Genomic DNA, 11,714 nt, shown 5'->3' with positions numbered 1-11,714 from the left:
CGAGACAGCGGCACATCGCACACGGGATTGCGGTACCAGATCGCGGTACGGGGAGGACAACAGCAGTGGTCGACGGCACCGGCACCGGGGACCCGCCGGATGGACTGACCGCGGCCGAGATCGGCATGTGGCAGGCCTTCCGCAACGGCAGCGTCTACGACCTCAGGTCGGGGGACCCGATGGCGGACGATCCGCACGGCGGCCACCCCTGGGGCCCGGAACGCAGTGTGCGCGCGCGCATCGTGTGCTGGCTGCTCCTGGAGGGGCCGCCCGCGCTCGCGGGCCGGGTCTCGTCGCTGAAGCTCTCGGGGCTCCAGATCACGGACGTACTGGATCTGGCGGGCGGCGAGATCCTTCCCTACGCCGAACTGAAGCACTGCCGCTTCGAGAAGGAGATCCTGGTCCCGGAGGCCAAGTTCACCACCCTGCGCCTGGTCAACTGCTCGATCCCGCGCGTGGAGGCGGCCCGCGTGCACACGGAGGGCGACCTGCATCTGCCGCGCTGCCGCATCCACAACGGCATGCGCCTCACGGACGCCCAGATCGGCACCGACCTGCTGATCAACCAGGCCGTGATCTACCGCGACCGGCGCGGCAACTCGATCATGGGCGACGGGCTCTCGGTCGGGCAGGACCTGCAGGCCGAGATGATGGAGTCGCACGGCCAGCTGAGCCTGCGCGGCGCGAAGATCGGCGTCTCCTTCAGCCTGCGCGGCAGCAAGCTCGCCAATCCGTACGGCCCGCGGGCGCTGAACGCCCCGCAGATGTCCGTGGAGCGCACGCTGTACATGACGCCGTCCGCGCTCGGCGATCCCCCCATGACCAGCGGCACGACTCCCCCGCGCGGCACCCGCGTCCAGCGCTTCGAGTGCCAGGGCGGCCTGCGGCTCGACGACGGGCGTTTCGGGGACGCCGTCGACCTGGCCCAGGCGCGCTTCACCCTGGAGAACGACCAGGAAGTCTCGCTGCGCCGCGTCCAGACCCCCGAGCTGCGCTTCCTCGGCGAGGCCCCGCAGCGCGGCAAGATCATTCTGTCCGGCGCCAAGATCGTCACGCTGATCGACAAGTCGACCAGCTGGCCGGGACCCGGCGGCCTCCAGATGGGCGGCTTCAGCTACGAGAACCTCGTCCCGCAGGGCAGTTTCCCGCTCTCCCGGCGGCTGGCCTGGGTGGCGGCGGCGACCGCCGAGTACAACCCCGAGCCGTACGAGAAGCTGGCCGCCGTCCTGCGCAACGGCGGCGAGGACGCCGACGCCCGCGAGGTCCTGCTCGCCAAGCAGCGCCGGCGCCGCGAGACCCTGCCCCTGGCCGCCAAGCTCTGGGGCTTCGCCCAGGACTGGACGGTGGCGTACGGCTACCGGCCGGGCCGGGCCGCCCTCTGGATGGCCGTGCTCTGGGCGGTGAGCGCGGTGGCCTTCGCGCACTCCGAGCACCCGGCGATCAAACCGGGCGAGCACCCGAACTGGAACCCCGCGCTCTTCTCGCTCGACCTGCTGCTCCCGGTGATCAACCTCGGCCAGGACAGCTACTGGCAGTTGCGCGGCATCTGGCAGTGGTTCGCGGCGATCCTCATCCTGCTCGGCTGGGTTCTCGCGACGACGGTCGCGGCGGGGGCGACGAGGCTGCTGCGCAGGAACTGATGGCGGCACCTCAGCGGCCCTCAGCACCCCTCAGGGCCCCTCAGGGCCCACCGGCACCCGCCGGTGCCCACTCGGGGCCAGAGATTTTACTTTCCCTTGACCATGTGTCAGGCAACCGGCCGATCGATGCGAAAGCTTCACCCGCCATCCTCTGGTACTGCCCCGACCTGCGGCTTTCAATACCCACACGATGGCATTCCTGCGCGCCCTGATCCGCACCGCACGCATGGTCAGGAACACACCACTCCTCGCCGCCGGCCTGACCCCCGACGACGAGGTGCTCCTCGACGCACCCGACGACCGGCTCGGCCCGGCGCTCGTCGCCGCGGGCCGGGGCGACTACGACCCCGCCGCCAAGCTCCTCGCCATGACCCGCGAGGACAACGAATGGGAGAACCGCGACCGCTACACCACGCGCCTCGCGGCCTTCGCCCGCTCCCGCCCCGAGTGGTTCGACGACTGGCAGTGCGCGGCGCCGCACGATCCGGACGCGCTGCTCGTCAAGGCCGAGCTCGCCGTGGTCCGCGGCTGGGAGTCGCCCGCCCGTGCCGAGCTGCTGCGCGAGACGGCGCCCCTGATCACCGCCGCCGCCGAGGCGGACCCGCGCGACCCCGTGCCGTGGCGGATCGCCCTGGACCACGCGCGCGGCACCCATGCCCCGCACTCGGTCTTCGACACGCTGCGGACCGAGGCGGTACGGCGCTCCCCGCACCACTACGGCTGCCACGCCTCGGCGCTGCGGTACCTGTCGGCGGCCTGGTACGGCTCGCACCGCCAGTGCTTCGACTTCGCCGAGCAGGCGGCGCGGGACGCACTGCCCGGCTCGCTGATCCAGGCGCTGCCCGCGCGGGCCGCGTTCGCCTACCTCACCAGCGCGTCGGGGAGCGTGCCGCGCGAGCGCCTGGACGCCGCGGCCGACCTCGGGATCGCCCTGTCCCGTGAGTACGAGGCCGGTGATCCCTGGCCCGCGGAGGTCCGCAACGTCCTCACGTACGTCCTCGTGCGCCTGGAGCGGTGGAGCGATGCCCTCGAACAGGTGCGCCTCATCGGGCCCTACGCGACGTCCTTCCCCTGGGACCGCATGTCCGACGACCCGCTCGGCCAGTTCCTGGAACTGCGCGACGGCATCCGCATCGAGGTGGCCTCCACGACCCCGCTGCGCACCGGCGGCGGACGTACGGACTCCGGCGACCATTAGGCTTCAGGCTCGTGACCACCGTCCGGCTTCCGCTCTTCCCGCTCAACTCGGTGCTGTTCCCGGGGCTCGTACTCCCGCTGAACGTGTTCGAGGAGCGTTATCGCGCCATGATGCGCGACCTGCTCAAGACCCCCGAAGAGGAGCAGCGCCTCTTCGCCGTCGTCGCGATCCGCGACGGCCTGGAGGTGGCGCCGAGCGCGCCCGGCCTCCCGGACCCCACCGCACAGCCCGAGCAGGGACCGACCGCCGGCTTCGGCGACGACCCGCTCAGGGCCTTCCACGCGGTGGGCTGCGTGGCGGACGCGGCGACGATCAGGGAGCGCGCCGACGGCGGCTTCGAGGTCCTTGCCACCGGCACCTCACGCGTGCGCCTGCACTCGGTCGACGCGTCGGGCGCCTTCCTGACCGCCGAGGTCGAGGAGCTGCCGGAGGAACCGGGCGAGGAGGCCGGCACCCTCGCCGAGGGCGTCCTGCGGGCGTTCCGCGCCTACCAGAAGCGGCTTGCGGGAGCGCGGGAGCGGTCCCTGTCCACGGGCGCCGAGCTGCCGGACGACCCGTCCGTGGTGTCGTACCTGGTCGCGGCGGCGGCCGTCCTGGACACCCCCACCAAGCAGCGGCTCCTGGAGGCGCCGGACACGGCGTCGCGCCTGCACGAGGAGCTGAAAGTCCTTCGCGCCGAGACCGCGATCATCCGTAATCTGCCGTCGTTGCCCGCGACGGACCTCACGCGCGGCACGACAAGCCTCAACTGACGTAAGGCGCGAGCGCTTTGGCGAAGAAGCAGAAGAAGCAGCACAAGCAGTCGGGCACGGGCGGCACCCCCGCGACGGTCGCCCTCACGGCGGCGGGCACCGCGTACACCGTCCACGCCTACGAACACGACCCCGCCCACCCCTCGTACGGCGAGGAGGCGGCGCAGGCCATGGGGGTCTCCCCCGACCGGGTCTTCAAGACCCTGGTCGCGGAGGTCGACGGCGAGCTGACGGTCGCCGTGGTCCCCGTGGCGGGCACGCTGGACCTCAAGGCCCTGGCCGCGGCGGTCTCGGGCAAGCGCGCGGTGATGGCGGACCCCGCCGCCGCCGAACGCACCACGGGTTACGTACGGGGCGGCATCTCCCCCCTCGGCCAGCGCAGGAAGCTGCGCACCGTCCTCGACGACTCGGCCTCGTCGCACGCCACGATCTGCGTGTCGGCGGGCCGCAGGGGCCTGGAAGTGGAGCTGGCCCCCGGCGACCTGGCCCGCCTCACGGACGCGGTACTGGCCCCGATCGGGCGTGAATAGGCCCTCGACGGGGCCCGTCGGCTCGACTAGTACCACCCTCATGTCGAAGAAGACGCGCAAGAGGAAGTGGCGGGTACGCAAGGGCAAGGCGAACCACGGGAGGCGCCCCGCCTGACACCGGCGGAACACCGGCCGGCGTCCGGGGCGCCCGCACGCCGGTCTCTCACGCCCCGGCGGAGTCCGGGCGGCCGTCGGCCCGGCCGGGCTCCCCGTAGGGCGCGGCGTCGCCGTAGGGAGCCGCGTTGTCGTAGGGCGCGGTGTCTCCGTAGGGCAGGGGGTAGGGCTCGGGGTCGCGCGGACCGAAGAGTCCGGTCAGACCCAGGTGCACGAGCAGCGCGGCCACGGGCCAGGCGAGGAGAGCGCCCTTCGCCTTGAGCTCCAGGGGAGCGTCGAACGCGACGCCCTCGCCCACGGACTTCGCGTGGGCGGCGACATCCGTCCCGGGCCCGAGGAAGATGCCGAGCCGCCAGGCGATCACGGCCCCGAGGAGACCGCCTGCCGTGAGCCCGACGACCAGCGGAATTCCGCCGCGCTTGCGCAACAGGAAGACCACGGCGCCGGTCACCGCGCCGAAGGCGAGCGCGAGCAGGGCGAACGATCCGTCGACCCCGATCGCCTGCTCCCCCTCGGTGTCCTTGAGGTACACCGCCTTGTCGTCGGCCACCAGCGGGACGCGCGGCGCGAGCCACAGCCACAGAAGGCCGAGCAGAACACCGCAGACCGCGATCGCGACCATGATCACTACGGCCTGCCGCACTTCGGTCTTCATGCCGGGACCGTCCTCCTCGTCCGCCGGAGAGGAAACGGCTCCGGAAGGCTGGGCAGTCTGCTGCCAGGGGTCGTGCGGGGGACGGCCGTGGGGCGGTTGGGAGGGCGTCAGCGGTGCAGTCACCCACACATGGTGCCAGTACTACCTGATTACCGCTTCACCGCACAGCGGGGCAGCGTCAGCGTACGGCCGCGCGGCGGTACGCCCAGGTGGCGATCGCGAGCGAGGCGACGCCGACCCCCGCGCAGACCGCGAGATCCAGGGCGACGGCCGCCCAGTCCGGGTGCGGCCCAAACGTACGGGCGAACGCCTCGACCCCGTACGTCGAGGGCAGCAGGTCACGCGCGTACTGCAGGACGCCCGGCATCCGCTCGGCCGGGAGCACGCCGAGCAGCAGCGCCGCCGACATGCCGAGCTGCCCGAGCAGCGTGGCCAGTTCGGGCCGCGGTGCGAGAAGGCCGAGGGCGGCACCGAGCCCGGCGAGCGCGGCACCGGCCAGCGGGATCACGGCGGCGAGCACCCACAGGTGCCCCAGCGGAAGCCCGAAGAGGCCGCACCCGACGACCGCGGTGACGACGGTGCCCGGCACGGTGAACGAGGCGTAGGCGCCCGCCGCGCCGAGGACCACCGCGGCGGGCGGTACGGGCAGCGTGGCGTAGTGGTCGAGGCCGCCGTCGGCCCGCAGCTGCCCGAAGTACTGCGCGAGCAGGTTGAGCGCGACGAAGGCGACGACGAGCACGGAGGAACCGGCGACGACGGCACGCGCCTCGTCGCCCCCGTCGACGACGCCCCGCATCAGGATCATGATCCCGACGGACTGGAAGGTGGCCACGAAGAGCAGCGGAATCCGCGCGACCCGCGCCCGGGACAGCTGCGCCCGGTAGACGGCCGCGAGCGCGGGAAAGAGCCGCGCGCGGGGTCCGAGGGGCGCGGCGGCTTCGGCCGTCCGCTCGCGGTCGTCGGCCCGTACCGCGGCTTCCAGGGGAACGGCGCTCACCGAACGACCCTCCTGTTGCTGTTCGTCCGGCTGCTGCTGTTCGACCGGCTGCTGCTGTTCGACCGGCTGCGGTTCGTCCGGCCGCGGTTCGTCCGTACGGCGAAGGTCATGCCTTCACCAGCCCTTCGCCGTTGCCGCCCAGTGCGAGATACACGTCCTCCAGGCTCGGTGTGGCCAGGGTGAAGTCGTCCAACGCGGCGAAGGCGGCCCCGCCGGTGACCGCCGCGACGGCGGCCCGCGCCTCGTCGGGGGCGAGCCGCAGCGACCACCGCCGACCGGACTCGACCGCGGACGAGCGCAGTGCGGCGACCTCGGGGACGTCGAGCGGCGCCCGCTCCCGCCACACGAGCTCCACCCGCACCTCGCCCGCGACCTGCTCCTTCAGCCCGACGGGGCTGTCGCAGGCGATGACCTTGCCGTGGTCGAGGACGGCGACGCGGTCCATGACCGTCTCGGCCTCGATGACGTTGTGGGTGACGAGCAGCACCGTCGTGCCGCGCTCGGCCCTGCGCCGGTCGACGGCGCCCCAGACGGCGCGCCGCGCGATGGGGTCCATGCCGGTCGTCGGCTCGTCGAGGACGAGCAGGGGCCGCTCCCCCACCAGGGCGGTGGCGAAGCAGGCGAGCCTGCGCTGGCCGCCGGAGAGCTTCTTCAGGGGGCGCGAGGCCAGCGGGGTGAGCGCGAGCTCTTCGAGTACGTCGTCCCGCTCGGCCCGCGCCGCGCGCACGTCGAGGCCGCGCAGCCGTGCGGTCGTCTCGACGGCGAGCGAGACGGTCAGCTCGTCGAGCGCGGTCGACTCCTGCCCCAGGTACGCGAGGATCCGCGCGGCCCGCTCGGGGTGGCGCAGGATGTCGTGCCCGAGGATCTCGACGCTTCCGCTGTCGGGCCGCATCAGGCCGGTCAGCTGGCGCACGAGTGTGGACTTGCCGGCGCCGTTGGGCCCGAGGAGGCCGAAGATCTCGCCGCGCCTGACGTCCAGGCTGATGCCGTCGGTGGCGCGCACCTCGGGCGTCGCGGGCGTGCCGCGCCTGCCGCGGGCGGCCGGATATGTCTTGACGAGGTCGCGCACCGCGCAGACGGCATCACTGCCGTGACCCTGTCGGAGCCCTTGTCGGACTGCCTGTGCCGAGCGCGTACTCACGAAGGACGAGGGTACGGGGTCCGGCGCCCGGTCCGGCGCCCGGGGCGCCCCGTACGCCCCGTATCAGTCATCTGCGGTGGTCCTCCGTCACCCGTTGGCGTGCTCGGCCGGTCACTCGCCGGAGCGATCGCCTGTTACGCCGGGCGGTCGGCTCACTCGCCGGAGCGGTCGCCCACCGGCGCGTGCTCGACCGCCGTGCGGGAGTCGACCTCGCGCCAGAAGCCCGCCCGGATCGCGTACCGGTCGTGTTCGTCGATCTGGTCGTCCTTGTGGGCGAGCAGCCCGAAGCGGGCCGCGTACCGCAGCAGCTCGCCGTCGACGCGGTGCGGGATGCGCGGGTACATCGTCGAGAGCTTCTGCAGGTTGTGCTGTTCCGGCAGGCGGGCCATCCAGCGGCGCGCGAACACCTGCCCGACCTCGAAGGGGTCACCGCCGACGGTGGTGATGTCCTCCTCGCGGTCCGCCCAGCGCTGCTCGGCCGTCGTCAGCTGGGCGAGCGTCGGCAGGGCGGCGGCCTCCGGGCTCTCGGCGGCACCGCCGGGGCGCTCCACCCAGCCCTTGTCGGAGGACCAGCGCAGGGTGGCGTTCGTGGGCTGCTGTGCGGCCGGTGTGCCGGGGCCGCGCAGGGCGGCCAGGTCCTTGGGGGTGGGCACGCCCTTGCCCGGCGGGATGTGGTGGGCGCCGGCGCTGTCGCCGTTGGTCCCCGCCTCGCCGTGCCGGTTGTGCTCGCCGTGCTGTCCGGGCCGGCCGTGGTGCACCCCCGCGGCCTCGTCGGCGGCCCGCTGGGCGCTGGCCGCGAGCGCGGACTCCGGGAGGGGCGCGGAGAGGATCGCGGCGATCTCGGGGCGCGGGACGGGCGCTGGCGCGCAGACGCCGGTGAGTTCCTTGGGGCGTACGGCCTTGGTGATCCAGGCGCGGTCGAGGACGCGGCGCTCGTCGGCCTCGGCCACGAGGTCCTCGGACTGGTTGTAGTCACCGTCGGCGGCCTGGACGGCCCACAGGTGGACGGCGACGCCGTGCTCCTTGGCGGCCATCATGCCGGGCAGCAGGTCCCCGTCGCCGGTGACGAGCACGATGTCCGAGCAGGCGCGGTTGCGGGCCAGTTCCGTCAGCTCGGCGTGCATGGCGGCGTCGACGCCCTTCTGGGCCCACCGTCCGTCGCTCCGCGTCAGGGCGCCGAGCCGGACCGTCACGCGCGGCATCACCCGCAGCCTTCGGTGCTCGGGCTGGGGTACGCGGTCGGGGGCGCCGTCGAACCAGTAGATCCGGAGCAGAGGGCGCTCGGTGTCCGATTCGGCGCGCTCGCGGATGCCCTGGATCAGGGCGGTGTGATCGACGGTGATCCGGGACCGGGACGGCTCGCCCGCGAGGAGGCTCGCGGCCGCACCCAGCAGATACCCGGCGTCCACCAGGACGATGCAGCGGTCCACGCGATCCACCCTCTTTCCCTGGAGATTCCCTGGAAGCAATGGTTCGGGTTTTCTTCGAGTCTGCCCGACCCTGCGGAGGTTAACGGCCGGAACTCGATCTTCGGCGTGGCGTATCGCCACTTCACTCTTCGACAGGGGTTCGACAGGGCTTATTACGCACGGTAATTCTCTGAAATGCGCAGCTTGTCGCCATATGTGAATCTGGTCGCGTCCTGGCCCCCAGATTTCCTTCAGGAGGAAGATCACTATGGCCAAGAACAAGAACCGCAAACAGGGCGGCGAGCAGAACCGCGCGTCGGCCGCGGAGCAGGCACAGGAGCAGGCCAAGTCCTCCGCGGAGCAGGCCGAGCAGCGGGTGCAGTCCTCGGTTCAGTCGCAGGGCAGCCCGGCGGAGGTCGCCCGCAAGCACCAGCGACGCTTCGGCCACAACTGACGCGCGCACAGGCGTACATGCGTGAAGGGGCGCACCCGGAGTTCCGGGTGCGCCCCTTCGTCCGCGTCCGGAACCAGCGGGCGGAGGCCGGTTCTAGCCGGCCAGGCAGGACGCTCCGAGCAGCACCTTCAGGTCACCGAAGAGGGCGGCGTCCGGTTGCACGCGGTGACGGTCGAGCCGCAACACGGTCGTCTTCTGCGCCCCCTGGAGCTTGATCCGCACCTCGCTGTTGCCCCGGTGATGGCTGAGAATCTCACCGAGCCGGCTGACCATCGGCGGGGTCACCCGCACCGTCGGGATGGTGATCATGACGGGCGCGTTCGTGCCCGCGTTCGACAGGTCGGGGACCTGCATCTCCATCGCGACGAGGCGCGGCACGTCCTCGCGCTTGTCGAGCCGGCCCTTGACGAACACCACGGCGTCCTCGACGAGTTGGGTCGACACCAGCTGGTACGTCGCCGGGAAGAACATGCACTCGATGGAGCCCGCGAGGTCCTCGACGGTCGCGATCGCCCAGGCGTTGCCCTGCTTGGTCATCTTGCGCTGGAGGCCGGAGATGATGCCGCCGATGGTGACGATCGAACCGTCCGAGTAGTCACCGCCGGTGAGCTGGCCGATACCCGCGTCGGCCTTGTCGGAGAGCACGTGCTCCAGGCCGAAAAGGGGGTGGTCGGAGACGTACAGACCGAGCATCTCCCGCTCCTGGGCGAGGAGATACGTCTTCTCCCACTCGTCGGTGGAGAACTCCACGTCGAGCCCGAAGCCCGGCTCGTCACCGCCGTTCTCGTCGCCCATGCCCCCGAAGAGGTCGAACTGCCCTTCCGCTTCCTTGCGCTTGACCTGTACGACGTTGTCGATCATCGGCTCGTACTGCGCGGTGAGGCCCTTGCGGGTGTGCCCCATCGTGTCGAAGGCGCCCGCCTTGATCAGCGACTCCGTGGTCCGCTTGTTGCAGGCGGCGGCCTCGACCTTGTCGAGGTAGTCGGGGAAGGAGGCGAACTTCCCCTTGGCCTTGCGCGAGCGGACGATCGACTCGACGACGTTCGTGCCGACGTTCCGGACGGCCTCCAGGCCGAAGAGGATCACGTCGTCGCCCTGGGCGGCGAAGTTGTGCACGGACTCGTTCACGTTGGGCGGCAGGACCTTGATGCCCATGCGCCGGCACTCGTTCAGATAGACGGCCGACTTGTCCTTGTCGTCCTTCACCGAGGTGAGAAGCGCGGCCATGTACTCGGCGGGGTAGTTCGCCTTGAGGTAGGCGGTCCAGTACGTGACGAGGCCGTACGCGGAGGAGTGCGCCTTGTTGAACGCGTAGCCGGCGAAGGGGACCAGGACGTCCCACAGGGCCTGGATCGCGGCGTCCGAGTAGCCGTTCTTCCGGGCGCCCGCCTGGAAGAGGACGAAGTTCTTCTCCAGCTCCTCGGGCTTCTTCTTGCCCATCACGCGGCGCAGGATGTCGGCTTCGCCGAGGGAGTAGCCGGCGATGATCTGCGCGGCCTTCTGCACCTGCTCCTGGTACACGATGAGGCCGTAGGTCAGGCCGAGCGTCTCCTTCAGGGGCTCTTCGAGCTCCGGGTGGATCGGCGTGATCTCCTGGCGGCCGTTCTTGCGCTCGGCGTAGTTGATGTGCGAGTTCATGCCCATCGGGCCCGGCCGGTACAGGGCCGAGACGGCGGAAATGTCCTCGAAGTTGTCGGGCTGCATCTGGCGGAGCAGCGAACGCATCGGGCCGCCGTCGAACTGGAAGACGCCGAGCGTGTCACCGCGGCAGAGCAGTTCGAAGGTCTTGGGGTCGTCGAGCGGGAGCGAGAGCATCTCCAGGTCGATGCCCTTGTCGTTGCGCACCATCTTGACGGCGTCGTCCATGATGGTGAGGTTGCGCAGGCCAAGGAAGTCCATCTTGAGCAGGCCGAGCGACTCGCACTGGGGGTAGTCCCACTGCGTGATCGTCACGCCGTCCGTGTGCCGCACCCAGATCGGCGCGTGGTCCACGATCGGCTCGCTGGACATGATCACGCCGGCCGCGTGCACACCCATCTGCCGGACCAGGCCCTCGACGCCCTTGGCGGTGTCGATGACCTTCTTCACGTCCGGTTCGTTCTCGTACATCCCCCGGATCTCGCCCGCCTCGCTGTAACGCGGGTGCTTGGGGTCGGTGATGCCGGAGAGGTCGATGCCCTTGCCGAGGACGTCGGCGGGCATCGCCTTGGTGAGGCGGTCGCCCATCGCGTACGGATATCCGAGCACACGCGCGGAGTCCTTGATGGCGTTCTTCGCCTTGATCTTGCCGTACGTACCGATCATGGCGACCTTGTCGGCGCCGTACTTCTCCGTCACGTACCGGATCACCTCGACGCGCCTGCGCTCGTCGAAGTCGATGTCGACATCGGGCATGGAGACGCGCTCGGGGTTGAGGAACCGCTCGAAGATCAGGCCGTGCGTGATCGGGTCGAGGTCGGTGATGCCCATGGCGTACGCGACGATCGAGCCGGCCGCGGAGCCTCGGCCGGGGCCCACCGCGATGCCGTTGTTCTTGGCCCACATGATGAAGTCGGCGACCACCAGGAAGTACCCCGGGAACCCCATCTGGATGATGATGTCCATCTCGTACTCGGCCTGCTGCTGCCGGTCCTCGGGGACACCGCCCGGGTAGCGGCGCTCCATGCCGCGGCGGACCTCCTCCTGGAACCAGGTGACCTCGGTGAAGCCCTCGGGGATGTCGAACTTCGGCATCAGGTCGCGCTTCTCGAACATGCCGGTCGTGTCGATCTGCTCGGCCACCAGGAGCGTGTTGCGGCAGCCCTCCTGCCAGGCGTCCGAGGAG

General features: G+C 71.1%; 11 protein-coding genes. 6 read left to right on the top strand and 5 right to left on the bottom strand.

Annotation, left to right across the window (positions count from 1 at the left end; genetic code table 11):
* Window positions 1-125 precede the first annotated feature (125 nt).
* From IE226_RS22490 to IE226_RS45530, 5 genes are all read left to right on the top strand, one after another.
* A complete protein-coding gene (locus tag IE226_RS22490; protein WP_229871500.1) occupies window positions 126-1,640 on the top strand; it encodes an oxidoreductase in 1,515 nt (504 codons plus the stop codon).
* Between the two features lie 190 nt (window positions 1,641-1,830).
* Entirely contained in the window at window positions 1,831-2,838 is a 1,008-nt protein-coding gene (locus IE226_RS22485) for a hypothetical protein (RefSeq protein WP_190083128.1), read from the top strand.
* A gap of 11 nt (window positions 2,839-2,849) precedes the next feature.
* Window positions 2,850-3,590, top strand: coding sequence for an LON peptidase substrate-binding domain-containing protein (locus IE226_RS22480; RefSeq protein ID WP_190083127.1), 741 nt, complete (start codon window positions 2,850-2,852; stop codon window positions 3,588-3,590).
* A 17-nt stretch (window positions 3,591-3,607) separates the two neighbouring features.
* Entirely contained in the window at window positions 3,608-4,120 is a 513-nt protein-coding gene (gene ybaK, locus IE226_RS22475; protein ID WP_190083126.1) for a Cys-tRNA(Pro) deacylase, read from the top strand.
* A gap of 40 nt (window positions 4,121-4,160) precedes the next feature.
* Window positions 4,161-4,235, top strand: a complete 75-nt coding sequence (locus IE226_RS45530) for a hypothetical protein (protein ID WP_467690357.1) — start codon at window positions 4,161-4,163, stop codon at window positions 4,233-4,235.
* A 48-nt stretch (window positions 4,236-4,283) separates the two neighbouring features.
* On the opposite strand, the gene IE226_RS22465 is transcribed toward IE226_RS45530, so the two are convergent.
* The 4 genes from IE226_RS22465 to IE226_RS22450 all read right to left on the bottom strand — a co-directional run bounded on the left by IE226_RS22465 (window position 4,284) and on the right by IE226_RS22450 (window position 8,457).
* Window positions 4,284-5,012, bottom strand: a complete 729-nt coding sequence (locus IE226_RS22465; RefSeq protein WP_229871473.1) for a DUF2567 domain-containing protein — start codon at window positions 5,010-5,012, stop codon at window positions 4,284-4,286.
* A gap of 55 nt (window positions 5,013-5,067) precedes the next feature.
* Window positions 5,068-5,886, bottom strand: a complete 819-nt coding sequence (locus IE226_RS22460) for an ABC transporter permease (protein WP_190083125.1) — start codon at window positions 5,884-5,886, stop codon at window positions 5,068-5,070.
* A gap of 106 nt (window positions 5,887-5,992) precedes the next feature.
* The gene (locus IE226_RS22455) at window positions 5,993-7,027 is read right to left on the bottom strand and encodes an ABC transporter ATP-binding protein (RefSeq protein WP_373307011.1); all 1,035 of its coding nucleotides are present in this window, start codon (window positions 7,025-7,027) and stop codon (window positions 5,993-5,995) included.
* 152 nt (window positions 7,028-7,179) lie between these two features.
* Complete coding sequence (locus tag IE226_RS22450) at window positions 7,180-8,457, bottom strand: NYN domain-containing protein (RefSeq protein WP_190083123.1); 1,278 nt, start codon at window positions 8,455-8,457, stop codon at window positions 7,180-7,182.
* 247 nt (window positions 8,458-8,704) lie between these two features.
* Here IE226_RS22450 and IE226_RS22445 point away from each other — a divergent pair, with 247 nt between their 5' ends.
* On the top strand, window positions 8,705-8,890 hold the full coding sequence (locus tag IE226_RS22445; protein WP_190083122.1) for a hypothetical protein: 186 nt from the start codon (window positions 8,705-8,707) through the stop codon (window positions 8,888-8,890).
* Between the two features lie 93 nt (window positions 8,891-8,983).
* Here IE226_RS22445 and dnaE read toward each other — a convergent pair.
* On the bottom strand, window positions 8,984-11,714 hold a 2,731-nt coding region (gene dnaE, locus IE226_RS22440), incomplete at its 5' end, for a DNA polymerase III subunit alpha (protein WP_190083121.1).

The sequence above is a fragment of the Streptomyces longisporoflavus genome, assembly GCF_014649775.1.
GTDB lineage: Bacteria > Actinomycetota > Actinomycetes > Streptomycetales > Streptomycetaceae > Streptomyces > Streptomyces longisporoflavus.
This window is presented reverse-complemented; position numbering and strand designations above follow the sequence as displayed.

What these genes read in the sequence shown, in the direction of transcription:
- IE226_RS22490 (WP_229871500.1), top strand. Translation starts at nt 126, where the DNA reads ATGTGGCAGGCCTTCCGCAACGGCAGCGTCTACGACCTCAGGTCGGGG.
- IE226_RS22485 (WP_190083128.1), top strand. Translation starts at nt 1,831, where the DNA reads ATGGCATTCCTGCGCGCCCTGATCCGCACCGCACGCATGGTCAGGAAC.
- IE226_RS22445 (WP_190083122.1), top strand. Translation starts at nt 8,705, where the DNA reads ATGGCCAAGAACAAGAACCGCAAACAGGGCGGCGAGCAGAACCGCGCG.